Origin of the sequence: Xanthobacter sediminis (assembly GCF_043195015.1) — a bacterium.
Classification (GTDB): domain Bacteria; phylum Pseudomonadota; class Alphaproteobacteria; order Rhizobiales; family Xanthobacteraceae; genus Xanthobacter.
In genome coordinates, this window is sequence record NZ_JBAFWH010000012.1 from 26,067 (window position 1) to 50,559 (window position 24,493).

Here is a 24,493-nt window from a genome sequence, read left to right on the forward strand (position 1 = left end):
AGGACGACACCGACGCCCCGTGGGGGAAGCCTGCGGCCGCGTCCCGGCTTCGTGGGCATCGACGGTTGACGTGGCGGCTGGATCTGCGCGCGCTGGGACGGCGGATCGCGCCTGGAGCTGAGCCGCCTCGCCCGGCTTCAGGATCTCTTCGCGGAGCAGCCCCTTCCGGTGGTCGCCATCGATATCCCCATCGGCCTGCCGGAAAGGGTGGGGCCGGGCGGGCGCGTGCCCGAGGGGCTGGTGCGACCCCTGCTCGGCGCGCGGCAATCCTCCGTCTTCTCCGTGCCCGCGCGGGCGGCGGTCACGGCGGGCCTTGCGGCGGGAGAGGACGAGGGCACGCGCTATCGCACCGCCTGCGCCGCGGCCCGCGCCACCTCCGATCCGCCGCGGGCGGTGTCCAGGCAGTGCTTCCACCTGTTCCCGAAGATCGGCGAGGTGGATGCCCTGCTGCGCGCGCGGCCGGAGCTCGCCGGCAGGGTGCATGAATGCCACCCGGAAGTGGCCTTCTGGGCCATGAACGGCGGGCGGCCCCTGGCGCTGCCGAAGAAGGTGCGGAATCGCCCCCACCCGCCGGGGCTGGAGCTGCGACGGTCTCTGCTCGCGTCCCATGGAATACCGATGGATGCGCTTGTGGCGCAATGCGCCCTTGCGCTCCAAGCAGGGCTCGATGACCTGATCGATGCGTGTGCCAGCGCGTGGAGCGCCAAAAGAGTGGCATATGGCAAGGCTTTGCGCTTTCCCGATCCGCCGGAGCGCGACATTTTCGGCCTGCCGGTTTGCATCATGGCCTGAGGGGCGTATTGCCTTTAGTCGAATTCCGAAAAAGCCGTCACGCTCGCTATGCGCCACGAGAAGACTGACTGAGGAAGCCCTCGGGGGAACGCCGCCATGCCTCAAGATCGTATTCGCCTCGCCTCCCTGCGTGACAAGATCGTGTCCGCCGAGGAAGCCGCCAGCCACATCAAGGACGGGATGATCCTCGGCATGAGCGGGTTCACCCGCGCCGGCGAGGCGAAGGCGGTGCCCATGGCGCTCGCCGCCCGTGCCAAGGAGGCCCACGCCAAGGGCGAGCCGCTCAAGATCACCCTCATCACCGGCGCCTCGCTGGGCAACGACCTCGACAAGCAGATGGCGGAAGCCCACCTGCTCTCGCGCCGCATCCCCTTCCAGTCGGACCCGGCGCTGCGCAAGGCCATCAATTCCGGCGAGGTGATGTTCGTCGATCAGCACCTCTCGGAGACGGTGGAGCACCTGCGCACCCGCCAGCTCGGCCCCATCGACGTGGCGGTGATCGAGGCGGTGGGCATCACCGCGTCGGGCGGCATCGTGCCCACCACCTCGGTGGGCAATTCGGCCACGTTCGCCATCCTGGCGGAGAAGGTGATCGTCGAGATCAACCTGACCCAGCCGGCCGAGCTGGAAGGCCTGCACGACATCTACATCCCCACCCGCCGTCCGTTCCGCGAGCCGATCCCGGTGGTGACGCCCGAGAGCCGCGTGGGCCTGCCCTTCATCCCGATCCCGCCGGAGAAGATCGCGGCCATCGTCATCACGGAGAAGCTGGATTCGGCTTCCAATGTGCTGCCGCCGGACCACGAGACCGCGGCCATCGCCTCCCACCTCATGGAATTCCTGAAGCACGAGGTGAAGATCGGCCGCCTCACCGAGCGGCTGCAGCCGCTCCAGGCGGGCATCGGCACCATCGCCAACGCGGTCATGCACGGCTTCATCGAGAGCCCCTTCCATGACCTCACCATGTATTCCGAGGTGCTCCAGGATTCGACCTTCGACCTGTTCGACGCCGGAAAGATGAATTTCGCCTCCGGCTCGTCCATCACCCTGTCGAAGGCCAAGCACGACCAGGTGATGCCTCATATCACCGATTACAAGTCGCGCCTCATCCTGCGGCCGCAGGAGATCTCCAACCATCCGGAGATCATCCGCCGCCTCGGCATCATCGGCATCAACACGGCGCTGGAGTTCGACATCTACGGCAACGTGAACTCCACCCACGTGGGCGGCACCCACATGATGAACGGCATCGGCGGCTCCGGCGATTTCGCGCGCAATGCCTATCTGTCGGTGTTCGTCACCAAGTCCATCGCCAAGGGTGGGGCGCTCTCCTCCGTGGTGCCCATGGCGAGCCACGTGGACCACACCGAGCACGACGTGGACATCCTCATCACCGAGGTGGGCCTCGCCGACCTGCGCGAGCTGGCGCCGCGCGAGCGGGCGCGCGTCATCATCGACAATTGCGTGCACCCCACCTTCCGCGAGGAGATGGAAGACTATTTCACCCGCGCCACCGCGCGCGGCGGCCACACGCCCCACCTCATCGAGGAGGCCCTCTCCTGGCACGTGCGGGCGCGCGAGACCGGCTCCATGCACGCCAAGGCGGAACGCAAGATCGCCTGAGCGCGGCCCCCGCGCACGCGTGAACGGCCCTCTCCCCCGGTGGGGGAGGGGCAAGGGACTGGCCGAAGGGACTGGCCGCGGCCGGCTTTTCCCGGCATGAACCTGCCCATGAGCATCGGTGTCTTCGATTCGGGAAGCGGCGGCCTCACGGTCATGCGCGCCCTCGATGCGGCCCTTCCGGACCGGAACCTCGTCTATCTGGGCGACCATGCCCACGCCCCCTACGGCGACAAGTCACCCCAGGAGATCTACGCCCTCACCGTGCGCGCCGTGGAGCGCCTGTTCCGCGAGGGTTGCGGGCTGGTGGTCGTCGCCTGCAACACGGCGGCGGCGCGCGGCCTGCGCCGGCTGCAGCACGAATGGCTGCCCGGCGCCTATCCCGCGCGGCGGGTGCTCGGCGTCATCGTGCCGGTGGTGGAAGAGGTGACGGGCGTGCCCTGGGTCGCCGACCAGCCGCCGCTCGCCCGCCCGGCCGGGGAGGCGGAGGTGGCGGTGGCCGTGTTCGCCACCCGCCAGACGGTGGAGAGCGGCGCGTTCGCGGGGGAGATCCACAAGCGGGCGCCCCATGTGGAGGTGTGGCAGCAGGCCTGCCCCAGCCTCGTGCCGCTGATCGAGGACGATGCGGGGGAAGCAGACCTCGCCCGCGCAGTCGAGGGCTATGCGGCCGATCTGCTGGCGGGGATGAGGGGCCGCGCGCCCGATGTCTGCATCCTCGGCTGCACCCACTATCCGCTGGTGGAGCCGCTGTTCCGCCGGGCCCTGCCGGCCACGACGCGCATCCTCTCCCAGCCGCAGGTGACCGCGCGCAGCCTTAAGGCCTATCTCAGTCGGCACCCGGAATTGGACACGGCCGGCACCGGTGCCCGCACGTTTCTCACCACGGGCGATCCGGCCCTGGCCTCGCGCATCGCCTCGCGCTTCTTCGGCCGCACGGTGGCCTTCGCGCCGGCGCCGTAATGCGTTTTCAAGCGACGTGGGTCCCGGTTCGCGTGAAGAAAGCGCGTAAACTCAATAATCCGGAGTGACTTCCGCGAGCCGGCACCAGCGGAAAATGCCTTGATGCAGAAGGCCCGCGCGTCCCCGCGGGCCGTCTTGGGCTCCTGGCCGGGCCCGAGCGGATTTCAGCGGAACCCGCCCGGCGCCGGCCGAAGGCCGGGCCGATGACGTGATGCCCCCGAAGGCTGGCTGTTCAGGCCGCCGCGGCCGCGCCGGTGGCGGCGCTGATCTCGCGCTTCATGGCCGCGATGGTGGCGGCATAATCCTTGGCGCCGAAGATGGCGCTGCCGGCCACGAAGGTGTCCGCCCCCGCTGCCGCGATGGCGCCGATGTTGTCCACCTTCACCCCGCCGTCGATCTCCAGGCGGATGTCGCGGCCGGTGGCGTCGATGCGCGCGCGGATTTCCTTCAGCTTGCCGAGGGCGCCGGGAATGAACGCCTGCCCGCCGAAGCCGGGGTTCACCGACATCACCAGCACCAGGTCGAGCGCGTCCAGCGTGTAGTCGAGCACCGAGAGGGGGGTGGCGGGGTTCAGCACCAGCCCCGCCTTCACGCCCTTGGAGCGGATGAGCTGGAGCGAGCGGTCCACATGCTCGCTCGCTTCCGGATGGAAGGAGATGAGGTCGGCGCCCGCGCCCGCGAAGGCCTCGATCATGCCGTCCACCGGCTTCACCATCAGGTGCACGTCGATGAAGGCGTCGGTGGCCTTGCGCAGGGACTGAAGCACCAGCGGACCGATGGTGAGGTTGGGCACGTAATGGTTGTCCATTACGTCGAAATGGATCCACTCGGCCCCGCCCGCGAGCACCGCATCGACCTCCGCGCCGAGGCGGGCGAAGTCGGCCGAGAGGATGGACGGGGCGATGATGGGGTGCGCGCGGGCCATGGGAGCCTCCTCGATGCTCTGGATGTGCGGTCTTCATAGCCGGCCTCGGGCCGGTTCTCCACGGCGGGGCGATGAAAGGTGCGTGTCGTCCCGCCGGCCGGGGTTTCGTGGAGGGTGCTCCCGGAGCCCCGGCTCTTGGCCCGCCCGGCGGCTTCGTGCCGGGACGCCACGGTCCCTGCCCGTGGTTCCTCCCACCGCTCCCGCACGGCACCTGGGCCTGCCCGATCGGCAACGGTCCGAAGATCGGCGCCGATGGCCTCAGTGCACCGTCTGGGCGAGGCTGCCGGCGGCGTAGCGCCGGGCCATGTCGTCGAGCTCGATGGGGCGGACCTTCTCGGCCTGGCCGGCGGAGCCGAACGCCTCGAAGCGGGAGATGCACACCTTCTTCGCCTCGTCCATGGCGGCGATGAGGAACTTGCGCGGGTCGAACTCGGAAGGGTTCTTCGCCGCCACCCGGCGGATGGCGGCGGTCATGGCGAGGCGGATGTCGGTGTCGATGTTCACCTTGCGCACGCCGTGGCGGATGCCTTCCTGGATCTCCTCCACCGGCACGCCGTAGGTCTCCTTGATGTCGCCGCCGTGGGCGCGGATCTCCTCCAGCAGATCCTGGGGCACGGAGGAGGAGCCGTGCATCACGAGGTGGGTGTCAGGAATGCGCTGGTGGATGGCCTTCACCTGCGCGATGGAGAGGATGTCGCCGGTGGGCTTGCGGGTGAACTTGTAGGCGCCGTGGGAGGTGCCGATGGCGATGGCCAGGGCGTCGCACTGGGTCGCCTTCACGAACCGGGCGGCCTCGTCCGGATCGGTGAGGAGCTTGGAATGGTCGAGCGCGCCCTCGGCGCCGTGGCCGTCCTCGGCCTCGCCCCTGCCGGTCTCCAGGGAGCCGAGGCAGCCGAGCTCGCCCTCCACCGAGACGCCCACCGCATGGGCGAGCTCCACCACCTTGGCGGTGACGGCGGCGTTGTAGTCGTAGTCGGCGGGGGTCTTGCCGTCCTCCTTCAGCGAGCCGTCCATCATCACCGAGGAGAAGCCGGAGCGGATGGCCGCGAGGCACACGGCGGGGGAGGCGCCGTGGTCCTGGTGCATCACCACGGGGATCTCGGGATAGGCCTCCACGGCGGCGGCGATGAGGTGGCGCAGGAACGGCTCGCCCGCATATTTGCGCGCCCCGGCCGAGCCCTGGAGGATCACCGGCGACGAGGTGGCGCGGGCCGCCTCCATGATGGCCTTCACCTGCTCCATGTTGTTCACGTTGAAGGCCGGAAGGCCGTAGGAATGCTCCGCCGCATGATCGAGCAGCTGGCGCATGGACACGAGGGCCATCATCCTCTCCTTGGGTTCGCGATATCGTTCGTTCGGGAGCGCGGCGCGCTCGCCCCTCTCTGCGCTATTCACGCCGTCGCGCGGCGCACGGCGTCGGCCACCTTCTCGGCGGTGAAGCCGAATAGGGGCCACAGGTCCTTCTCCGGCGCGGATTCTCCGAAGCGGTCGATGCCGATGGCGGTGACGGCGGAGGAGGAAAGCCCGCGCCAGCCCCGCGTCACTCCCGCCTCCACGGTCACGATGGGCACCATGTCCGGCACCAGGGCCGCGCGCGCCGCGGCGGGGAGCGCCTCGAACCGCTCGCGGCAGGGCATGGAGACGAGCCGGGTGGAGATGCCCTCGGCCTGCAGCAATTCGGCGGCGGCGGCGGCGAGCTTCACCTCGGAGCCGGTGGCCACCAGCACCGCCTGCGGCGTGCCGGCGCCTTCGCGCAGCACGTAGGCGCCCTCCGCCATGGCATCCGCCTGGGCGGGGGTGTGGGCCCAGGTGGGCAGGTTCTGGCGCGAGAGGATGAGGGCGGTGGGCCCGTCCCTGCGCGAGAGGGCGGAGCGCCACGCCGCCAGCGTCTCCACCGTGTCCGCCGGCCGCCACACGTCGAGATTGGGGATGAGGCGCAGGCTCTCCACATGCTCCACCGGCTGGTGGGTGGGCCCGTCCTCCCCGAGGCCGATGGAATCATGGGTGAGGATGTAGATCACCCGCTGCCCCATCAGAGCGCTCATGCGCATGGCGTTGCGGGCATAGTCCGAGAACACCAGGAAGGTGGCGACGAACGGGATGAAGCCGCCGTGCAGCGCGATGCCGTTGGCGATGGCCGACATGCCGAACTCGCGCACGCCGTAGAGCACTTGGTTGCCGGCCGGGTCGCGCGTCACCGGGGTCGCGCCGGGATAGGTGGTGAGGTTGGAGTGGGCGAGGTCCGCCGAGCCGCCCAGGAATTCCGGCACGGCGGGGGCCAGCGCCGCCAGCGCCTGCTGGCTCGCCTTGCGGGTGGCGATGCTCTCCCTTTTGGCGATGGCGGCCTCCAGGGCCGCTGCGAAGGCGGGCGCGAACGCGTCCGAAAGGTCGCCGGCAAGGCGGCGGCGGAACTCGGCCGCCTCCTGCGGATAGGCCCGCTCATAGGCGGCCATGCGCGCCTTCCAGGCCTGCTGGCGGGCGGCGCCGGCCTTGCGGGCGTCCCAGGCGGCATAGATCTCCGCCGGCACCTCGAAGGGGGCGTGCGCCCAGCCCATGGCGTCGCGGGTGCGGGCGATCTCCTCCGGACCCAGCGGCGCGCCGTGGGTATCCTGGTGGCCCTGCTTGGTGGGGGCGCCGCGGCCGATGACGGTCCGGCAGCAGATGAGGGAGGGCCTGCCCGTCTCGGCGAGGGCGGCTTCCACGGCGGCGGCGATGGCGGCGGGGTCGTGGCCGTCCACCGCCCGCAGCACCTGCCAGCCGTAGGCCTCGAAGCGGGCGGGGGAGTCGTCCGGGAACCACTCCTCCACCTTGCCGTCGATGGAGATGCCGTTGTCGTCGTAGAAGGCCACGAGCTTGCCGAGGCCGAGCCGCCCGGCCAGCGAGCACACCTCGTGGCTGATGCCCTCCATGAGGCAGCCGTCGCCCAGGAACACGAAGGTGCGGTGATCGACGATGGAAAGGCCCGGCCGGTTGAACTGGGCGGCCAGCGTCTTCTCCGCCAGCGCCATGCCCACCGCATTGGCGAGACCCTGGCCGAGCGGGCCGGTGGTGGTCTCCACGCCGGGCGTCATGCCCACTTCCGGATGGCCGGGGGTCTTTGCATGGAGCTGGCGGAAGCGCTTCAGCTCGGCGACGGGCAGGTCGTAGCCGGTCAGGTGCAGCAATGCATAGATGAGCATGGAGCCGTGCCCGTTGGAGAGCACGAAGCGGTCGCGGTCCGGCCATGCCGGATCGGAGGGGTTGTGCCGCAGGTGCTGGCGCCACAGGACGGCGGCGATCTCCGCCATGCCGAGCGGCGCGCCGGGGTGGCCGGACTTCGCCTGCTCCACCGCGTCCATGGCCAGTGCCCTGAGGGCGGCGGTCACGAGCCAGGAGAGCGAGCCCGGCGCGCCGGGGGCGGGCGCGGGGGCCGGTTGGGTCGGCATGGCGTGGGCGGTCATGGTCTTCTCTCCCTGTGGCGGCGCCCGCCGGCCTGCTCCATGGCGCGCGGCGGGCTGGATTCTCGTGGGGTGCCGTTGGCCGGTCGGCGCGCGGCCGGCATCGGGGCGGCACCGCGCCCCGCGGGAAAGCGCCCGCGCCGCGATCCGGGCACGCGGCGGGGATGTGGGGGAGGATGGCTGCCACGCGTCCCAGGGCTCTTGGAACGTGCCATCCTCCCCCGTCTCCCCCACGCGCGTGGGAGAGGGGCCGCGGCCTGCTTCCCGTCCGTCGGGAAGGGGCCGCGAGGGCTCGGGCCGGGGCACCGCGGGCGAGAGAACGCGTTCGCCCGAAGCCGGCGCCCCGGCCCGTCGCCGGGCTCATTCGGCCCGGCGTTTGCGGTCCATCAGCTTCATGATGAGCGGGGTGAGCAGGAGCTGCATGGCGAGGTCCTGCTTGTTGCCGGGGATGACGATGGAATTCGCCCGCGACATGAAGCTGTTGTGGATCATGGAGAGCAGGTACGGGAAATCGATGCCGTGGGGGTCGCGGAAGCGGATCACCACCATGGATTCGTCCGGCGTCGGGATCCACCGCGCGATGAAGGGGTTGGAGGTGTCCACCGTGGGCACGCGCTGGAAGTTGATGTCGGTCTCGGTGAACTGCGGGCAGATGTAGCGCACGTAGTCCGGCATGCGGCGCAGGATGGTGTCGGTCACGTCTTCCGTGGAATAGCCGCGGGTCGCCTTGTCGCGGTGGATCTTCTGGATCCATTCGAGGTTGATGACCGGAACCACGCCGATCTTCAGGTCCGCATGCTGGGCGATGTTGATGTCGTCGGTCACCACCGCGCCGTGCAGGCCCTCGTAGAACAGCACGTCGGTGCCTTGCTCCACGTCCTCCCAGCCGGTGAAGCGGCCGGGCTCGGCGCCGTAGAGCTTGGCCTCGCCCGCGTCGTGCACATAGTGGCGGAAACGGCCGGAGCCGGTGGCGCCGTAGTCCCGGAACAGGGTTTCCAATTCGCCGAGCAGGTTGGTCTGCGGCGAGAAGTGGCTGAAGTGCTTGTTGCCCTTGGCCGCCTCTGCGGCCATCAGCTCGCGCATCTCGAGGCGGTCGTGGCGGTGGAAGGCGTCGCCCTCCACATAGGCCGCCTTCACGCCCTCGCGGCGGAAGATCTGCTCGAAGGTGCGCTTGACCGAGGTCGTCCCCGCGCCCGACGAGCCGGTGACGACGATGATGGGATGCTTGACCGACATTTTGAGCCCCGCCGGAAAGTCAGATGAACAGCCCGCGCCGCGCGAACAGGGGAGAGCGCTCGCCGTGGCCGGCGGGCGCGAGGTGGTAGCGCGCGACGCGGGCCACCTCGTCCCTGGCGCCGAACACGAACGGCACCCGCTGGTGCAGGGCGTTCGCGGTGCGCTCCAGGATGGCCGTGCGCCCGTCGGTGGCGGCGCCGCCCGCCTGCTCCATCAGGAAGGCGACGGGGAAGGCCTCGTAGAGCAGGCGCAGGCGGCCGTGGGCGTAGCCCTTCCGGCTGTCGCCGGGATAGAGATAGACGCCGCCGCGGCGGAAGATGCGGTGTGCGTCCGCCACCATGGAGGCCACCCAGCGCATGTTGAAGTCGCGCTCGCGCGGGCCGGACTTGCCGGCGAGGCAGTCGTCCACATAGGCCCGCACCTGCTCGTCCCAGTGGTGGTAGTTCGACATGTTGATGGCGAACTCGGCGAGCCCCTCCTTCACGCTCACGCGCGCATCGGCGAGGCGGAAGTCGCCGGCGCGGTCGAGCGCGAAATGCCAGGTGCCGGCGCCCACCGTCAGCATCAGCGCCACGTGCGGCCCATAGACCACATAGCCCGCGGCGAGCTGGTCGCGCCCGCCCTGGAAGAAGGCGGCGGCATCGCCGGCGGCGGTGCCCTCGGGCCGGCGGAACACGGCGAAGATGGTGCCCACGGACATGTCGGTGTCGATGTTGGACGAGCCGTCGAGCGGGTCGATGGCCACCAGCAGCGGCGCATCCGCGTCGAGCACCACGCTCGCCTCGTTCTCCTCCGAGGCCACGGCCGCCACGGGCGCCTCGGCGAGGGCGGCGATGACGATGTCGTTGGCGATCACGTCGAGCGCCTTCTGCCCCTCGCCCGCCTCGCCGCTGGAAAGGGTGGCGGCGAGATCGCCGCCGAGCGGGCCCTCGCCGATCTTGGCGGCGAGCGCCACGGCGCCCTTCGCCAGCGCTTCGACCGCGCGGGCCACCTGCCGGCGGGCGCCGTCACCGCCCGCCCATTCATCGAGCGCGGCGGCAAGGGTGATGCCGGGCGCGGCACGGCTTTCGGCGGCCGGCGCCGCCTGAGGCTCCAACATGGCGTTCTTCTCCCTGGGTCTTCGGCCCTGCGGCCCGTTCGGCGGGCCGTCATGTGGTCTGATGTGTATCGAACTTTAGTCTTAAATGCGTGCGGCGGCGTGCGGCGTATCGATGCCGCCGGAGAACACGCGGCTTGCCCGCACGTCGCCCTCGGTAAGGGTCTCCAGCGCCGCGCGGTCGGTGAGGCCGCCGGAGTCGAACAGGCGCAGCGACTGGCGCAGGCGCATGCGGTCGAAGGCGTTGCGGATGGAGCGGGCGTTGGCGAAATTGGGCTGCGCGCGGCGCGTCGTCACATATTCCGCGAGCGCCTGCTCGGCCTCGGGGCTGAAGCGGTAGTCGGCCGCCTCGGCCATGGTCCTGGCGATGGCCACCAGCTCGTCGTCCTCATAGTCCGGGAAGTCGATGTGGTGGGCGATGCGGGAGCGGAAGCCGGGATTGCTTTCGAAGAAGCGGTCCATGCGCTCCTTGTAGCCGGCGAGGATCACCACGAGGTCGTCGCGCTGGTTCTCCATCACCTGCAGCAGGATCTCGATGGCCTCCTGGCCGTAGTCGCGCTCGTTCTCGGGCCGGTAGAGGTAATAGGCCTCGTCGATGAACAGCACGCCGCCCATGGCCTTCTTCAGTATTTCCTTGGTCTTCGGCGCGGTGTGGCCGATGTACTGGCCGACCAGGTCGTCGCGCGTCACCGAGACCAGATGCCCGCGCCGCACATAGCCGAGGCGGTGGAGGATCTGCGCCATCTTGAGGGCGACCGTGGTCTTGCCGGTGCCGGGGTTGCCCGTGAACGTCATGTGGAGCGTGGGCGCGCCGGCGGTGAGGCCCAGCGCCGCGCGGGCGCGGCCGATGACGAGATGGGCCGCGATCTCGCGGATGCGCCGCTTCACCGGCTTCAGGCCGATCAGCTCGGCTTCGAGGTCGGCCAGGAACTCCGGCACCTCGCTCTCCTGGAAGAGAGCACCGAGGTCGAGCCTGCCGTCGGCGTCCCCCGCCGGCAACGCGGCGGTCGGGGCGGAGAGGGTTGCGTCAAGCATCGCTCGATCCTCGGCTAAGTTGCGCGGTGGGAACAGCCGCGCTGGTGAAGCGGGTGGTGAAGCGAACGGACCGCGAGGGGTCTCACGGGTCCTGTCCGACCCCACGGCGCCGGCCGAAGGCCGGGCCGTGGAGCATTGGGGCGGCCGCCCGCGGAGGCAGACGGGTCGCGGGCGGCCGGCGCGTCAGTTCGAGGTCAGCGCGCCTCGAACTGGGCGCGATGGCGCATGGCGTAGCGCTGGATGCGGCCTTCCCCCTCGGTGCGGTCGAGGCGGAAGCCGTCCTCCTTCTCCGGCCGCTGCACGAGGAAGGAGAGGCGCACCGTCTCCCAGCCGCGGGTGGAGTCGAAGGCGTTCACCCGCACATAGAGGTTCGGGAAGGTGGCGCGGCAGGCGGCGATCTCGCCGAACACGCCGGCCGCGTCCTTCAGGTCGAACATGGGCAGGCCCCACATCTCCCAGTAATTGTTCCGGGGGTGCGGATCATCAGTGTATTCGACCGAGACCGCCCAGCCCTGTTCCAGGCAATACTGCACCTGGGCCTTGATCTGGGTGTCGGTCAGGTCCGGCAGGAAGGAGAAGGTTCCTTGGGTGATGCGCATCTTCTCTCTCCTCAGGCGACGGACGCGGTGGGCACGTAGTCGGACGTGTCGGTAGAGGCGTAGTTGAATGTCACCTCGCCCCAGGTATCGAGCGCGGCCTTGAGCGGGGCGCACGATCTGGCGGCCTGGATGAGGATCTCCAGGCCCTCGTTCTTGATGTCCCGGCCCTCGTTGCGGGCGAGGATCATGGCTTCGAGGGCCACGCGGTTGGCGGTGGCGCCGGCCTGGATGCCGTCCGGGTGGCCGATGGTGCCGCCGCCGAACTGCAGCACCACATCGTCGCCGAACAGGTCGATGAGCTGGTGCATCTGGCCGGCGTGGATGCCGCCGGAGGCCACCGGCATCACCTTGCGCAGGCCTGCCCATTCCTGGTCGAAGAACAGGCCGCGGGCGAGGTCGGTCTTCGTCGTCATTTCGCGGCAGACGTTGTAGTAGCCCTGCACGGTCATGGGGTCGCCTTCCAGCTTGCCCACCGCGGTGCCCGCATGCAGGTGGTCGACGCCGGCGAGGCGCAGCCACTTGGCGATGACGCGGAAGGAGACGCCGTGGTTCTTCTGCCGCGTGTAGGTGCCGTGTCCCGCGCGGTGCATGTGCAGGATCATGTCGTTCTCCCGGCACCAGTGGGAGATGGACTGGATCGCGGTCCATCCCACGATGAGGTCCACCATCACGATGGCGGAGCCCAGCTCCTTCGCGAACTGGGCGCGGCGGTACATCTCCTCCATGGTGCCGGCGGTGATGTTGAGGTAATGCCCCTTCACCTCCCCGGTCTCGGCCTGGGCCTTGTTGACGGCTTCCATGCAGTAGAGGAAGCGGTCGCGCCAGTGCATGAAGGGCTGGGAATTGATGTTCTCGTCGTCCTTCACGAAGTCGAGGCCGCCCTTCAGCGCCTCGTAGACCACGCGGCCGTAGTTCTTGCCGGAAAGGCCGAGTTTCGGCTTGGTGGTGGCGCCCAGGAGCGGGCGGCCGAACTTGTCGAGGCGCTCGCGCTCCACCACGATGCCCGTGGGCGGGCCGCGGAATGTCTTCACATAGGCCACCGGCAGGCGCATGTCCTCCAGGCGGGCGGCCTTCAGCGGCTTGAACGAGAACACGTTGCCGATGATGGAGGCGGTGAGGTTCGCGATCGAGCCTTCCTCGAACAGGTCGAGGTCGTAGGCCACGTAGCAGAAATACTGCCCCGGCTGGCCGGGCACCGGCTCCACTTTGTAGGCCTTGGCGCGGTAGACGTCGGCGGCGGTGAGGCGGTCGGTCCACACCACGGTCCAGGTGGCGGTGGAGCTTTCGCCCGCCACTGCGGCGGCGGCCTCGACGGGGTCCACGCCGTCCTGGGGGGTGATGCGGAACAGGGCGAGGACATCGGTGTCCTTCGGCTGGTAATCGCCGTCCCAGTAGCCCATCTGGGCGTATTTCAGCACGCCGGCGGCGTACCTCTTCTTCGCGTCCTTGATCTGCCCGATGGCGGCGTCGGCACCCATGTTGGCGGCCCTCCTGTCTTGTTGGACAAAAGTTGCATCGGGTCGCGGATTAGGTAAATTTGAATGATCTGAATTTCGCATTCACGATATCTGAATATGGCAGTGCACTGGACCCTGAAGCAGCTCCGCATCGTGGCCCTCGCCGCGGCCTCCGGCTCCTATGCCAAGGCCGCGCAGGAGCTGAATTTGAGCCCGCCCGCCGTCACCGCGCAGATGAAGGCGCTGGAGGAGGCGCTGGGGGTGCCGGTGTTCGAGCGGATCGCCGGCAGGCTGCGACCGACCGCCGCGGGAAAGGAGCTGGTTGCTGCATCGCAGCGCGTGTTCCAGGCCCTCGGCGAGGCGGAACGGGCCATTTCCGCCCTCAAGAGCCCCGACGCCGGCGCGGTGGTGGTGGGCGTGGTCTCCACCGCCAAATACTTCGCGCCCATGGCGCTGGCCGCCTTCCGCAGGCGCCATCCGGGCATCGAGCTGAAGCTCGTCATCGGCAACCGGGCGGAGATCATCTCCGGGCTCGCCTGCCTTGATCTCGACCTCGCCGTGATGGGGCGCCCGCCCGCCGATCTCGATGCGGAGATGGAGGTGATCGGCGACCACCCGCACGTCATCATCGCGCCCACCGACCACCGGCTGGTGGGCCGCCGCCTTTCCCCCACCGATCTTGCGCGCGAGCCGTTCCTGATGCGGGAGGAGGGCTCGGGCACGCGCATCCTGATGGCGCGGGTGTTCGAGGAGGCGGGCGCGCCGGCGCCGCCCATCGCCATGGAGATCGGCTCCAACGAGACCATCAAGCAGGCGGTGATGGCGGGGCTGGGAGTCAGCTTCATCTCCGCCCACACGGTGGCGGCGGAAGTGGCGGACGGGCGCCTCGCGGTGCTGGAGGTGGCCGGGCTGCCGGTGATTCGCCAATGGCTGGTGGTGCGCGCGCGGGAAAAACGCCTGCTGCCGGCGGGCCGCGCGCTCCAGGCCTTCCTGGCCGAGGAGGGGCAGGCCTTCTTGCCGCGCATGCGGCCGGGTCCGAAAACATGAACGGCGGGCGTGCCGAGGCACGCCCGCCGCAGGAAGGGACGATCAGGGCGGCGAGAATCCCTTCCTTTCCGAACGCCCCCAGCGAGGGGGGCGAGGTTCAACCCTCGGGTCGTGGTCCGGGCCACCGGGGGGCGGCGGCGCGGCAGCGGCGGGAGAGAGGTGGCAGATCCCTGCCATGGATGTCCCCGGTTCGGGGGGCATTTCGAAAGCGTGACATACGCGGCGAAAGTGGGCAGCGAGCGTGCCGGAGCACGCCCGCTGCCGGGAAGGGACGATCAGGGCGGCGAGAATCCCTTCCCTTTCAAGAACCCCGGTCCGGGGCTGTCCTCAATCCTCGGTGCCGGGCCCGGGGCCGCCGGGTGGCGGCGGGAAGCGTCCGCCCGGCGGCGGCAGCAGGGCGGGGCCCAGCCGTGCCACGCGCTCAAGCTGTTCCGGCGTGAGGCGGGCTTTCAGCGCAGCGACGGCGCGGGCGAGCCGCTCGCCGGTCCGGCCCTGCTCCTGGAGGCGGCCGGCCAGTGTGTCGACGGCCGTGAAGGGCGGGGTCTCGCCTGTCGGTGCTGCGGCGGGCCGCGGCGACGGCAGGCTGGCCTGGAGCGCGTCGGTCAGGTCGCGCCAGGCATCGAGCTGGTCGGCTCGGATGCCGATGGCGGTCTCCGCGCCGGCGAGGGCGCGGGCATAGCCGAGGGGATCGGGGCGCGGACTGGGCGGGCCCGGTCGGCGCGGGCCAGGGGCACCTTGGGGCCGCGCTCCGGGGGCCGGGGGCGGCGGCGCGGCCAGGGCGTCGGCGGAAGCGAACAGCGGGCCGCCCGCCTCGGGCGGCGGCAGCACGCCGGGGGGCGTGTCGAGTTCCGCCACCTGGAGCAATGGCCGCGCGACAAGGGTGGAGGCAGCCACCGGCAGCCGGTCCTGCGTCTTGCCCGCGCTGCCCTGCGCCGCGGCCCCGCCCACCAGGCAGGCGGCGACGCCCGACAGCAGCAAAACCCGGATGGCTCGAAACGTCATCTCCATCGCTCCAGCGATGATTGCGATGGGGAGACATTGGACCGGCTCTGTTGCGCGGGGAGGTCCGGCCATATCCCAACGTGTCCGGCGCGCGCGGATTTGTAATTCAATGTTGCCAATCGCGTTCCGGCAAAGAAACGTTGCACGCGCGGGCGCCGCAGGGCCGGCGGGGGCGTCTAATACCGGAGACCCGCGGGACGCCGCGCCCGCCGCCGGTCGCGGGCTCTGGTGTAAGCTGCGCGGGGGACAGGAGCATGAAGCCGGTGGAGAGCGGAGCGCACATTCTCGTCGTGGATGACGACCTGGAGATCCGCAAGCTGCTGGGCCGCTACCTGGTGGGCCAGGGCTTCCGTGTCACCATGGCCGGCGACGGCCGCGAGATGGGCGAGAAGCTCGCCACTCAGCGCATCGACCTCGTGGTGCTGGACCTGATGCTGCCCGACGCCTCGGGCCTCGACCTGTGCCGTGAGCTGCGCGCCTCCTCCAATGTGCCGGTGATCCTGCTCACCGCCCTCAAGGAGGATGTGGATCGCATCATCGGCCTCGAGATCGGCGCCGACGACTATCTGGGCAAGCCCTTCAACCCGCGCGAGCTGGTGGCGCGTATCCGCGCCGTGCTGCGGCGCACGGCGCCGAGCGAGCCGGAGCAGCCGCCGCCCCGCGCGTTCCGCTTCGCCGGCTTCCGGGCCGAGCCGGACCTGCGCCGCGTCACTGCCGACGACGGCAGCGAGATCACCCTGACCGGCGCCGAGTTCGACCTGCTGATGGCGTTCCTGGAGCGGCCCGGCCGCATCCTCTCCCGCGACCAGCTTCTCGACATCACCAAGGGGCGGGAGGCCGGCCCGTTCGACCGTTCCGTGGACGTGCTGGTGAGCCGCCTGCGCCGCAAGCTCGGCGACCAGGGCGCCTACCAGATCCTCAAGACCCTGCGGAACGGCGGCTATCAGCTCGCCGTGCGGGTCGAGCTGGAGGATGCCCCGTGAGGAGCCTGCGCGCCCAGGTCACGGCTGTGCTGGTGGTGGCCATGGTGCTGGTGGTGGCGTTCGCCAACGTGGCCTCCTTCTTCCTCACGGCGCCCTCCGGCCCCCCGCCCTTCATCGCCGAGGACGCGGCGAGCCAGTTCGCGCTGGTCGCCGCGCTCGCGGCGCGGACCCCCCGTGACGGGAATCCAGGCGACCCGCCCCATGATTTGCCCGATGACCTGCCGGGTGTCGCCGTGCATGCCCGCCCGCCGGAGGGTGCGCGCAATCCCTTCGCCACCGAGCAGATGCGGGAAGCCCTGCGCAGGCTCGGCAAGCCGCTTCCGGTGGAGGTGCTGGACGCGCCCGAGGGCGGCCCGCCGATGGCCACCCTGCGACTGCCGGACGGCCGCTGGCTGGTCAGCCGGGCCCACATCTTCGGCCTGCGCCCGCCCCCGCCTCCCGGCATCCTCGGCCGCCCCGGCTGGACGCTGAACCTCGCCACCTGGCTCATCCTGATGGTGGCCGGCATCACCGTGGTGGTGCTGCTGGTGATGCGGCGGATCATGAAGCCGCTCTCCCTCATCGAGGACGCCGCGGCGCGGATCGGGCCCGACGGCGAGCCGCCGGTGCTGCCGGAGGAGGGACCGGAGGAGGTGCGCGCCGCCGCCGCCGCCATCAACCGCCTTTCCGCCCGCTTGAAGGGTGCCATGGAAAGCCGCATGCGCATCGTCGCCGGCGCTGCCCACGACCTGCGCACCCCGCTGACCCGGATGCGGCTGCGCGCCGAGTTCATCCCCGACGAGGAGGAACGGGCCCAGTGGCTCTCCGACCTCGCGGAGCTGGACCGCATTGCCGACAGTGCCATCCGCCTCGTGCGCGAGGAGGTGGAGGCCGGCACCGGCGCGCCGGTGCGGCTCGACCTCATGGCGGCGGAGGTGGTGAACGAGGTGGTGGAGACGGGCCGACCCGCCGTGCTGCTCAATGCCGAGCCGGTGACGGTGCTGGGGCGCCCGCTGTCTTTGAAACGGGCGGTGCGCAATCTCGTGGTCAATGCCGCCACCCACGGCGGCGGGGCCCGCGTGACGGTACGCCTGAACAGCGTGGAGGCGGACGGCCCGCTGCGCGCGGTGCTGGCCATCGAGGACGACGGGCCCGGCATTCCGGAGGCGCTGATGGGGCAGGTGTTCGAACCCTTCTTCCGGGTGGATCCGGCGCGCCAGACGAAGATTCCCGGCGCCGGGCTCGGCCTCGCCATCGCCAACGAGATCCTCATCCGGCACGGCGGGCGCCTCACCTTGGTGAACCGTCCTGGCGGCGGCCTGCTGCAGCGGGCGGACCTGCCGGCCGCGCCACCGCAGGCCGCGCCTTCCGTCGGCTCCGTGGCGGGCGTTTCCGGCGCCTGATCCGGGGCATGCCGGTGGTGGCGCGCCGGCCTGACGTCGCGATGTTCGGGCCCGGGGCGCTATCGCGGGCTTGGGCCCGCATCAGCGATGCCATCGCCCGCGCTCTTCGGCCGGTGCCAAAGCATTTTCAAGCGAAGTGGATGCCGGCTTGCGCAAATAAGTTCGTAATAACAATCTATTGTATCGATTCTTGCGAGCCGCCGCGCGCGGAAAACGCTCCAGGCAGGTATCGCTCAGCCCGCGCGTGCTCGGTCGGAGGACGGAAAAGCAGGCTCACGGGCTTTGGCTGAGCGGACCGCGACCACTGGCTTCAGCGACCGGCCTTCCCCTACCCGGCGTGTCCATCCTTCCCGACACGCGTGTGGGGAATGGGCGTGCGCGGGCCGGGACGTCTCCACTCCGTTCCGAGCCCGGATGCGAAAAGGCCCGGCGCTGGGCCGGGCCTTCGGAACGCTGGCGTGCGGGGCCCCTCAGCGGGTGGGCACCGGCTTCTCGCCGCGATAGTCGTAGAAGCCGCGCTTGGTCTTGCGGCCGAGCCAGCCGGCCTCGACATACTTCACCAGCAGCGGGCAGGGGCGATACTTGGAATCGGCCAGTCCCTCGTGCAGCACCTGCATGATGGCGAGGCAGGTGTCGAGGCCGATGAAGTCCGCGAGCTGCAGCGGGCCCATGGGATGGTTGGCGCCGAGCCGCATGGCCTTGTCGATGGCGTCCACCGAGCCCACGCCCTCGTAGAGGGTGTAGATGGCCTCGTTGATCATGGGCAGCAGGATGCGGTTGACGATGAAGGCCGGGAAGTCCTCCGCCACCGCATAGGTCTTGTGCAGGTTCGAGACGAAGGTCTTGGTGGCCTCGAAGGTCTCGTCATCGGTGGCGATGCCGCGCACCAGCTCCACCAGCTCCATGATCGGCACCGGATTCATGAAGTGAATGCCGATGAAGCGCTCCGGCCGGTCGGTGGCCGCGGCGAGACGGGTGATGGAGATGGACGAGGTGTTGGAGGCCAGCACCGCTTCCGGGCGCAGCACGGCGCACAGGCCGGTGAAGATCTTGCGCTTCACTTCCTCGCGCTCGGTGGCCGATTCGATCACCATGTCGCAGGGAACGAGGTCTTCGGTGGCGGCGGCGCCGATGATGCGGCCGAGCGCGGCCTGGCGGGCGTCCTCGGTGATGGTGCCCTTGGAGACCTGGCGCGCCATGTTGCCGTTGATGGTGGCGATGCCGGCGCGGATGCGCTCGGGATCGGCATCGTTCAGGTAAACATCGTAGCCGGCGAGGGCGCAGACGTGGGCGATGCCGTTGCCCATCTGGCCGGCGCCGATGACCCCGACCTTCTTGATCTCGATCGGCATGATTCTCTCATTTCGCCTGAGGGGCCGCTTGGGCTCCCGGATGAGGATGGCCTGGGCGGCGGGCACCGCGGGGCCGTGATGTTTCATCCGAGCACGAGGACGCCGCGCCCCCGTGCTCCTTTTCGTTTTCCGGCCGCCGCTGCGCTGTCGGATTGCACCCTGCGGAGGCCGGTCGGTCCCGCCGGCAGGCCGGCGGGACGGGCGGTCAGCCCTTCACCTTGGCGAGTTCCGCCTTCAGCTCTGGTACCACGGTGAAGATGTCACCCACGAGACCATAGTCGGCGACCTGGAAGATGGGCGCCTCCTCGTCCTTGTTGACGGCGACGATGACCTTGGAGTCCTTCATGCCGGCCAGGTGCTGGATGGCGCCGGAGATGCCGAGCGCGATGTAGAGCTCGGGGGCCACCACCTTGCCGGTCTGGCCCACCTGCCAGTCGTTGGGGGCGTAGCCGGCGTCCACCGCGGCGCGGGAGGCGCCCACGGCCGCACCCAGCTCGTCCGCCAGCGGCTCGATGACCTCGGCGAACTTCTCGCGCGAGCCCACCGCGCGGCCGCCCGACACGATGATCTTCGCGGCGGTCAGCTCGGGACGGTCGGAAGCGGCGATGCTCTCTTCCACGAAGGTGGAGAGGGCCGGGTCGGCCGCCACGGCCACGCTTTCCACCGGCGCCGCGCCGCCCTCGGCGGTGGCGGCGAAGGAGGCGGTGCGCACCGTGATGACCTTCTTGGCGTCCTTGGACTTCACGGTCTGGATGGCGTTGCCGGCATAGATGGGCCGCTCGAACGTGTCGGCGCTCTCCACCTTGATGATGTCGGAGATCTGCATCACGTCGAGCAGGGCCGCGACGCGGGGCAGCACGTTCTTCACCATGGCGGTGGAGGGGCCGACGATGGCGTCGTAGCCGGGCGCGAGCGACACGATGAGCGCCGCCAGCGGCTCGGCCAGGCGGTGCGCGTAGAGCGCGTCGTCGGCGAGGAGCACCTTGTTGACGCCGGCGAGCTTGGCGGCGGCCTCGGCCACGGCCTTCGCATCCTTGCCGGCCACCAGCACGTCCACCGGCGCGCCGAGGGCGGCGGCGGCGGTCAGGGCCTTGGCGGTGACGCCGTTGAGGGCGGAGTTGTCGTGTTCCGCCAGAAGCAAAGTCGCCATCAGATCACCCCCGCCTCGTCCTTGAGCTTCGCCACCAGTTCGGCCACCGAGGCCACCTTCACGCCTGCCTTGCGGCCGGCCGGCTCGGCGGTCTTCAGCACCTCGAGGCGCGGCGCCACGTCGACGCCGTAGTCGGCCGGGGTCTTCTCGCCGATGGGCTTCTTCTTGGCCTTCATGATGTTGGGCAGGGAGGCGTAGCGCGGCTCGTTGAGGCGCAGGTCCGTGGTGACGATGGCCGGGCCCTTGAGCTTCACGGTCTGCAGGCCGCCGTCAATCTCGCGGGTGATGGCGAAGCCGCCGTCCTCCACGATCACCTTGGACGCGAACGTGCCCTGGGGCCAGCCCAGCAGGGCTGCGAGCATCTGGCCGGTCTGGTTGGCGTCGTCGTCAATGGCCTGCTTGCCGAGGATCACGAGGCCGGGGGCCTCTTCGCCCACCACGCCCTTCAGGATCTTGGCAACGGCGAGCGGCTCCACCAGGGAGTCGGTCTTCACCAGGATGCCGCGGTCGGCGCCCATGGCGAGGGCGGTGCGCAGGGTCTCGGAGGCCTGGGCCGGGCCGATGGACACAGCCACCACCTCGGTCGCCTTGCCGGCTTCCTTGAGGCGCAGGGCCTCTTCCACGGCGATCTCGTCGAACGGGTTCATCGACATCTTGATGTTGGCCAGCTCGACGCCCGAGCCGTCCGACTTCACCCGCACCTTGACGTTGTAATCCACCACCCGCTTCACGGGTACCAAGATCTTCATAAAGGCGTGCTCCCCGTCTGACACCACGGAGGTCCGGACGCGCGCGAGCCGCGCCGGAGACTCCCCCCTTCCTTCAGGTTCCCTGCATTGCAGCAAACCTTGGGGCCGGCAACGTAGGAGGGGCCCGAAACCGTGTCAACGCTGGCGAAAATCGCCTTCGTGCTCACCCTGCCCCTGCGTCTGGGGAACCCCCGAGCGGCCGGCGTCCAGCAGGGCCACGCCGCGCCGGCGCAGCACCGGCACCAGCGCCGCTCCGGCTGCGAAGCCGCCGAGATGGGCCCACCACGCGGTCTCTCCCTCGCCGGCCTGGAGCACCTGCCACACCTGGACCGCGAGCCACAACCCGATGACGAGATAGGCCGGCACCTTCAGCGGCACCTTCATGAACACCAGCGCCCACAGGCGGACGTTGGGGTGCAGCAGCAGGTATGCGGCGATGACCCCGGCGACCGCCCCCGAGGCGCCCACCAGCGGCGCCTCCGCCTCCGGCTGGGCGAGCACGTGGGCAAGCCCAGCCGCCACCCCGCACAGGAGGTAGAACAGGAGGAAGCGGGCATGGCCCATGGCGTCCTCCACATTGTCGGCGAACACCCACAGGAAGGCCATGTTGCCGATGAGGTGCAGCCAGCCCCCGTGCAGGAACATGTAGGTGACGAGGGTGAGGTCCGGCGGCATGGCGAGATAGCCTTCCGGCAGCACCGCCGCGCCCGTGACCACCGCCGGAATGGCGCCGAACGACACCATGCCCGCCTCCGCCGGCGCGCCCGAGATGCCGCCCTGCAGCACCGCGAACACCAGCACGTTCACGAGGATGAGGCCGTAGGTCACATACGGCCGGCGGACGTGCTCCAGCGGGTTGATGTCGGCGATGGGCACGAACATGGGCGGCCTCGGGGCGGCGGCAGCGGGGTCGCGGCACTCTACCGCGCCCGCGCCGGCGGTGGAACCGCGCCGCCCGGTGGCTCAGCGGCTGCCGCCGGGCACCCAGAGCACGTCGTGGGCGCCGCGTGCGTTGGCGAAGCGGCTCGCCACGAACAGCAGGTCCGACAGCCGGTTCACGTACTGGATGGCGCTCGCGCCCACTGCGTCCTCGGCGCTGTGGCAGAGGGCGACCATCTCCCGCTCCGCCCGCCGGCAGATGGTGCGGGCGAGGTGCAGGTGGGCCGCCGCCGGCGTGCCGCCCGGCAGCACGAAGGAGGTGAGGGGGGCGAGCTCGGCGTTGAGGGCGTCGATGTCGCGCTCCAGCCGCTCCACCTGGGCCGGCACGATGCGCAGCGCGTCGCCGGGCGCCTCGTTGGCGGCGGCGGGGGTGCACAGGTCGGCGCCGAGGTCGAACAGGTCGTTCTGGACGTTCTTCAGCATGGCATCGAGCACCGGCTCATCGGCGAGATGCAGGCGGGCGATGCCCACGGCGGCGTTGGCCTCGTCCACCGAGCCGTAGGCCATGACGCGGATGTCGTACTTCACTACCCGCGCGCCGGTGCCGAGGCCGGTGGTGCCGTCATCGCCGGTGCGCGTGTAGATCTTGTTGAGCTTCACCATGGGGGTTGCCTCCAAAAACGGGATGGGCGCGGGCGAGGGGCCTCCGCGATGCCAAGCCTCAGTGACGCATGGCGAACACCGTGGCCGCCACCAGCGCCACCGCGATGAGCTGGGCCAGCACGCGCAGCCGCATCAGCTTCTGCGCGCGGCGCGGCGAGCCGCCGGACGCGAGGTTCGCAAGGCCGAGCAGCAGAACCCCCGCCACCGCCGCCAGGGCGAGCGGGATGAAGACATAGATGGACCAGTGCAGCATGGCCTCCTCCCTGTCCCCGCCCCTGCGCGCCGTCAGTTGAGCGCGACGATCGCCCCGTTGAGGGCCGTGGCGTAGCACACCCAGAGAAGATAGGGCACCAGCAGCGCGCCGGCGAGCCGGTCCACCGCGAGGGCCGCCCGCAGCGCCGCGGCGAGCGCCGCCACCAGGGCGAGGATGACCAGCAGCCCCGCGAACGGGGCCCTGAGGCCGAAGAACACCGGCGACCATGCCGCGTTGAGCGCGAGCTGGACGAGGAAGAGGAGGATCGCCCGCCTCTGCGCCGGGCCGGGGGGCGCGCGGTCCCACAGGCGCCAGAGGGCGAGCGCCATCAGGGCATAGAGCAGGCTCCAGGCGATGGGAAAGGCCGCGTCGGGCGGGGTCCAGGCGGGCTTGGCGAGGCCCGCGTACCAGCCGGGGATGGCCGGTGCGGTCACCGCGCCGCCGATGGCCGCGACGGCGGTGACGAGGGCGGCGCAGGCGCAGAGCCGCAGGAAGGCGCGCACCGGCCCGAGGCGGGCGGAGGCCGTGGCGTTCACGGCCTGTCGGGGCTTCTCGGGCGGGGGCGCATGGGGCAACGGCGTATCAGGCTTGGGCGCATCAGGCATCTGCAGGCTCCGCGTTCGGCCCGGGCGGGGAGCCTAATCAAATCCGGCGGGCGTGGGCAGCCGCTGGCGTGCGCGATCATCTCAGCGCGCGGGCCCGAGCGCCATCGCGGAAGCATCCCTCCCGCGATGGCGCCTGCCCGTCAGGTGGCGATGCGCCGGGTGATCTCGTCCACCGGCAGCTTCACCAGGTCCTTGGCCACCTCGCCTTCCACCACGGCGCGGGCCTGCGGGCCCAATGCATCGCGCAGGACCCCGAGGGCCTTGGGCGGGGCCACCAGCAGCAGGCGGCGCACCTCGCCGGCGGCTGCCAGCGCCTCCAGCCGCTCGGCAAGGCGCCGCAGGAAGGCGGCTTCCTCGGCGGTGTGGATATCCGTGATCTCCACCGCGCTGCGCGACACGCCCGCCGATTCGTGGACCCGGCCCGGCCGGTCCGTGCCCTGGGCGGCGGTGGTCTCGTGCGGTTCGCTCACGGTGTCCACCACGGCGAGCTTGGGCGCCGGGGGAATGCCGGTGTCGGCCAGCAGCAGGGCCTTGGCGCCATCAGCGACCACCACCACGCGATTGCACTTGGCCAGCAGTTCCTTGGCGAGCGTTCCCATGACGTTTCTCCTCCATGCCTCTGCCATGGCGCGCGTGCGGCCGCGCCGTTCCGCGCCGGACCCCGCAGCTTCGGCGCCGGGGGCCGGCCGCGCCTTGCGCCGGATCAAGCCGCCTTCCGCCGCGACGTCATGACGGAAGGTCTTGCTTGCGCGCCGGGCTCGGCGCGTGAGATCATCATATTTCCAGTTGCGCCCGCAGCAATCGGGATGGTCCGCCGGGCGCGCAAGAGGGGAAGGGACAATGCCTTTTCTCGTCAGGTTTCTCGTGACCCACGCGGCGATCGGCGTGTCGCTGGCGGCGGTTCTCGTGGGCGCCATGGTGGCGTTCGATGTCGCCGGCCTCGGCGGGCTGCTGACCGGCTCCGAAGACGGCGTGCTCGCCCTGGTGCTGCTCACCTTCGGCCTTGGCGTGACCTTCGGCAGCGTGCAGATGGGCTTCGCCGTGATGCTGATGAGCGAGAACGATGAGCCGCCCCGCGGCCGCCGGGTGCTCTCGCGCCTCGTGCCGCGTCCGGTGAAGGTCACCGCCGGCCGCTGATCGCCGGCCGGGCACGCCGGCGGGCTGCGGCCCGTTCGGGGATTGGAAGAGGGGAACCGCGTGCATATGGCGGCGGTGGCCCTTGAGGGATGCCTCGTGCCGTCTTCCCACTGAAGGTTCCGTTCGATTACGCA

Annotated in this window: 24 protein-coding genes; 7 read left to right on the top strand and 17 right to left on the bottom strand. The window is 70.4% G+C overall.

From position 1 onward, the window contains the following. Positions 1-81: 81 nt before the first annotated feature. The 3 genes from V5F61_RS15790 (at position 82) to murI (ending at position 3,372) form a co-directional block, all read left to right on the top strand. A complete protein-coding gene (locus V5F61_RS15790) occupies positions 82-792 on the top strand; it encodes a DUF429 domain-containing protein (protein WP_393989518.1) in 711 nt (236 codons plus the stop codon). 96 nt (positions 793-888) lie between these two features. Beyond that, a complete protein-coding gene (locus V5F61_RS15795; protein WP_393989431.1) occupies positions 889-2,415 on the top strand; it encodes an acetyl-CoA hydrolase/transferase family protein in 1,527 nt (508 codons plus the stop codon). Between the two features lie 108 nt (positions 2,416-2,523). Next, positions 2,524-3,372 carry a glutamate racemase gene (gene murI / locus V5F61_RS15800; RefSeq protein ID WP_393989432.1) on the top strand — a complete coding sequence of 283 codons (849 nt, stop codon included), beginning with the start codon at positions 2,524-2,526 and terminating at the stop codon, positions 3,370-3,372. Positions 3,373-3,604: 232 nt separating this feature from the next. Here murI and rpe read toward each other — a convergent pair whose 3' ends face one another. The 8 genes from rpe to V5F61_RS15840 form a co-directional block, all read right to left on the bottom strand. After that, on the bottom strand, positions 3,605-4,297 hold the full coding sequence (gene rpe, locus V5F61_RS15805) for a ribulose-phosphate 3-epimerase (protein ID WP_393989433.1): 693 nt from the start codon (positions 4,295-4,297) through the stop codon (positions 3,605-3,607). A gap of 258 nt (positions 4,298-4,555) precedes the next feature. Further along, on the bottom strand, positions 4,556-5,620 hold the full coding sequence (fba, locus tag V5F61_RS15810; RefSeq protein ID WP_393989434.1) for a class II fructose-bisphosphate aldolase: 1,065 nt from the start codon (positions 5,618-5,620) through the stop codon (positions 4,556-4,558). 68 nt (positions 5,621-5,688) lie between these two features. After that, entirely contained in the window at positions 5,689-7,737 is a 2,049-nt protein-coding gene (tkt, locus tag V5F61_RS15815; RefSeq protein ID WP_393989435.1) for a transketolase, read from the bottom strand. A 357-nt stretch (positions 7,738-8,094) separates the two neighbouring features. Further along, the gene (locus tag V5F61_RS15820; RefSeq protein WP_393989436.1) at positions 8,095-8,970 is read right to left on the bottom strand and encodes a phosphoribulokinase; all 876 of its coding nucleotides are present in this window, start codon (positions 8,968-8,970) and stop codon (positions 8,095-8,097) included. 19 nt (positions 8,971-8,989) lie between these two features. Next, the gene (locus V5F61_RS15825) at positions 8,990-10,069 is read right to left on the bottom strand and encodes a class 1 fructose-bisphosphatase (protein WP_393989437.1); all 1,080 of its coding nucleotides are present in this window, start codon (positions 10,067-10,069) and stop codon (positions 8,990-8,992) included. 81 nt (positions 10,070-10,150) lie between these two features. After that, the gene (gene cbbX, locus V5F61_RS15830) at positions 10,151-11,101 is read right to left on the bottom strand and encodes a CbbX protein (protein ID WP_393989438.1); all 951 of its coding nucleotides are present in this window, start codon (positions 11,099-11,101) and stop codon (positions 10,151-10,153) included. 194 nt (positions 11,102-11,295) lie between these two features. Beyond that, positions 11,296-11,700 (bottom strand): ribulose bisphosphate carboxylase small subunit, encoded by a 405-nt coding sequence (locus V5F61_RS15835; protein ID WP_393989439.1) that lies wholly within the window; start codon positions 11,698-11,700, stop codon positions 11,296-11,298. An 11-nt stretch (positions 11,701-11,711) separates the two neighbouring features. Then, a complete protein-coding gene (locus V5F61_RS15840) occupies positions 11,712-13,178 on the bottom strand; it encodes a form I ribulose bisphosphate carboxylase large subunit (protein ID WP_393989440.1) in 1,467 nt (488 codons plus the stop codon). 96 nt (positions 13,179-13,274) lie between these two features. Between V5F61_RS15840 and V5F61_RS15845 the strand changes: the two genes are divergently transcribed. Next, a complete protein-coding gene (locus V5F61_RS15845) occupies positions 13,275-14,204 on the top strand; it encodes a LysR family transcriptional regulator (RefSeq protein ID WP_393989441.1) in 930 nt (309 codons plus the stop codon). A 327-nt stretch (positions 14,205-14,531) separates the two neighbouring features. Here V5F61_RS15845 and V5F61_RS15850 read toward each other — a convergent pair whose 3' ends face one another. After that, positions 14,532-15,206, bottom strand: a complete 675-nt coding sequence (locus V5F61_RS15850) for a hypothetical protein (RefSeq protein ID WP_393989442.1) — start codon at positions 15,204-15,206, stop codon at positions 14,532-14,534. Positions 15,207-15,460: 254 nt separating this feature from the next. Between V5F61_RS15850 and V5F61_RS15855 the strand changes: the two genes are divergently transcribed. Then, entirely contained in the window at positions 15,461-16,189 is a 729-nt protein-coding gene (locus tag V5F61_RS15855) for a response regulator (protein ID WP_393989443.1), read from the top strand. After that, a complete protein-coding gene (locus V5F61_RS15860) occupies positions 16,186-17,571 on the top strand; it encodes an ATP-binding protein (protein WP_393989444.1) in 1,386 nt (461 codons plus the stop codon). The genes V5F61_RS15855 and V5F61_RS15860 overlap by 4 nt, the downstream gene beginning before the upstream one ends. Positions 17,572-18,041: 470 nt before the next feature. Here V5F61_RS15860 and V5F61_RS15865 read toward each other — a convergent pair whose 3' ends face one another. From V5F61_RS15865 to V5F61_RS15900, 8 genes are all read right to left on the bottom strand, one after another. Beyond that, a complete protein-coding gene (locus V5F61_RS15865) occupies positions 18,042-18,923 on the bottom strand; it encodes a 3-hydroxybutyryl-CoA dehydrogenase (protein WP_393989445.1) in 882 nt (293 codons plus the stop codon). A 205-nt stretch (positions 18,924-19,128) separates the two neighbouring features. Further along, positions 19,129-20,073 (bottom strand): electron transfer flavoprotein subunit alpha/FixB family protein, encoded by a 945-nt coding sequence (locus V5F61_RS15870; RefSeq protein WP_393989446.1) that lies wholly within the window; start codon positions 20,071-20,073, stop codon positions 19,129-19,131. Continuing rightward, on the bottom strand, positions 20,073-20,822 hold the full coding sequence (locus V5F61_RS15875; RefSeq protein ID WP_393989447.1) for an electron transfer flavoprotein subunit beta/FixA family protein: 750 nt from the start codon (positions 20,820-20,822) through the stop codon (positions 20,073-20,075). The genes V5F61_RS15870 and V5F61_RS15875 overlap by 1 nt, the downstream gene beginning before the upstream one ends. 135 nt (positions 20,823-20,957) lie before the next feature. Beyond that, positions 20,958-21,704: a rhomboid family intramembrane serine protease gene (locus V5F61_RS15880; RefSeq protein ID WP_393989448.1), complete on the bottom strand. Its 747-nt coding sequence runs from the start codon at positions 21,702-21,704 to the stop codon at positions 20,958-20,960. Positions 21,705-21,785: 81 nt separating this feature from the next. Further along, positions 21,786-22,364 carry a cob(I)yrinic acid a,c-diamide adenosyltransferase gene (locus V5F61_RS15885; RefSeq protein WP_393989449.1) on the bottom strand — a complete coding sequence of 193 codons (579 nt, stop codon included), beginning with the start codon at positions 22,362-22,364 and terminating at the stop codon, positions 21,786-21,788. Positions 22,365-22,422: 58 nt separating this feature from the next. Beyond that, on the bottom strand, positions 22,423-22,617 hold the full coding sequence (locus V5F61_RS15890; protein ID WP_393989450.1) for a twin transmembrane helix small protein: 195 nt from the start codon (positions 22,615-22,617) through the stop codon (positions 22,423-22,425). A gap of 32 nt (positions 22,618-22,649) precedes the next feature. Next, positions 22,650-23,222 (bottom strand): TspO/MBR family protein, encoded by a 573-nt coding sequence (locus tag V5F61_RS15895; RefSeq protein ID WP_393989451.1) that lies wholly within the window; start codon positions 23,220-23,222, stop codon positions 22,650-22,652. A 140-nt stretch (positions 23,223-23,362) separates the two neighbouring features. Continuing rightward, entirely contained in the window at positions 23,363-23,821 is a 459-nt protein-coding gene (locus V5F61_RS15900; protein WP_393989452.1) for a host attachment protein, read from the bottom strand. Between the two features lie 241 nt (positions 23,822-24,062). Here V5F61_RS15900 and V5F61_RS15905 point away from each other — a divergent pair, with 241 nt between their 5' ends. Further along, complete coding sequence (locus V5F61_RS15905; RefSeq protein WP_393989453.1) at positions 24,063-24,359, top strand: hypothetical protein; 297 nt, start codon at positions 24,063-24,065, stop codon at positions 24,357-24,359. Positions 24,360-24,493 lie beyond the last annotated feature (134 nt).

Excerpts from the sequence above, each read along its gene's own strand:
- V5F61_RS15795 (WP_393989431.1), top strand. The coding sequence starts at position 889 with ATGCCTCAAGATCGTATTCGCCTCGCCTCCCTGCGTGACAAGATCGTG.
- murI (WP_393989432.1), top strand. The coding sequence starts at position 2,524 with ATGAGCATCGGTGTCTTCGATTCGGGAAGCGGCGGCCTCACGGTCATG.
- rpe (WP_393989433.1), bottom strand. The coding sequence starts at position 4,297 with ATGGCCCGCGCGCACCCCATCATCGCCCCGTCCATCCTCTCGGCCGAC.
- fba (WP_393989434.1), bottom strand. The coding sequence starts at position 5,620 with ATGGCCCTCGTGTCCATGCGCCAGCTGCTCGATCATGCGGCGGAGCAT.
- tkt (WP_393989435.1), bottom strand. The coding sequence starts at position 7,737 with ATGACCGCCCACGCCATGCCGACCCAACCGGCCCCCGCGCCCGCCCCC.
- V5F61_RS15820 (WP_393989436.1), bottom strand. The coding sequence starts at position 8,970 with ATGTCGGTCAAGCATCCCATCATCGTCGTCACCGGCTCGTCGGGCGCG.
- V5F61_RS15825 (WP_393989437.1), bottom strand. The coding sequence starts at position 10,069 with ATGTTGGAGCCTCAGGCGGCGCCGGCCGCCGAAAGCCGTGCCGCGCCC.
- cbbX (WP_393989438.1), bottom strand. The coding sequence starts at position 11,101 with ATGCTTGACGCAACCCTCTCCGCCCCGACCGCCGCGTTGCCGGCGGGG.
- V5F61_RS15835 (WP_393989439.1), bottom strand. The coding sequence starts at position 11,700 with ATGCGCATCACCCAAGGAACCTTCTCCTTCCTGCCGGACCTGACCGAC.
- V5F61_RS15840 (WP_393989440.1), bottom strand. The coding sequence starts at position 13,178 with ATGGGTGCCGACGCCGCCATCGGGCAGATCAAGGACGCGAAGAAGAGG.
- V5F61_RS15845 (WP_393989441.1), top strand. The coding sequence starts at position 13,275 with ATGGCAGTGCACTGGACCCTGAAGCAGCTCCGCATCGTGGCCCTCGCC.
- V5F61_RS15850 (WP_393989442.1), bottom strand. The coding sequence starts at position 15,206 with ATGACGTTTCGAGCCATCCGGGTTTTGCTGCTGTCGGGCGTCGCCGCC.
- V5F61_RS15855 (WP_393989443.1), top strand. The coding sequence starts at position 15,461 with ATGAAGCCGGTGGAGAGCGGAGCGCACATTCTCGTCGTGGATGACGAC.
- V5F61_RS15865 (WP_393989445.1), bottom strand. The coding sequence starts at position 18,923 with ATGCCGATCGAGATCAAGAAGGTCGGGGTCATCGGCGCCGGCCAGATG.
- V5F61_RS15870 (WP_393989446.1), bottom strand. The coding sequence starts at position 20,073 with ATGGCGACTTTGCTTCTGGCGGAACACGACAACTCCGCCCTCAACGGC.
- V5F61_RS15875 (WP_393989447.1), bottom strand. The coding sequence starts at position 20,822 with ATGAAGATCTTGGTACCCGTGAAGCGGGTGGTGGATTACAACGTCAAG.
- V5F61_RS15880 (WP_393989448.1), bottom strand. The coding sequence starts at position 21,704 with ATGTTCGTGCCCATCGCCGACATCAACCCGCTGGAGCACGTCCGCCGG.
- V5F61_RS15885 (WP_393989449.1), bottom strand. The coding sequence starts at position 22,364 with ATGGTGAAGCTCAACAAGATCTACACGCGCACCGGCGATGACGGCACC.
- V5F61_RS15890 (WP_393989450.1), bottom strand. The coding sequence starts at position 22,617 with ATGCTGCACTGGTCCATCTATGTCTTCATCCCGCTCGCCCTGGCGGCG.
- V5F61_RS15895 (WP_393989451.1), bottom strand. The coding sequence starts at position 23,222 with ATGCCTGATGCGCCCAAGCCTGATACGCCGTTGCCCCATGCGCCCCCG.
- V5F61_RS15900 (WP_393989452.1), bottom strand. The coding sequence starts at position 23,821 with ATGGGAACGCTCGCCAAGGAACTGCTGGCCAAGTGCAATCGCGTGGTG.
- V5F61_RS15905 (WP_393989453.1), top strand. The coding sequence starts at position 24,063 with ATGCCTTTTCTCGTCAGGTTTCTCGTGACCCACGCGGCGATCGGCGTG.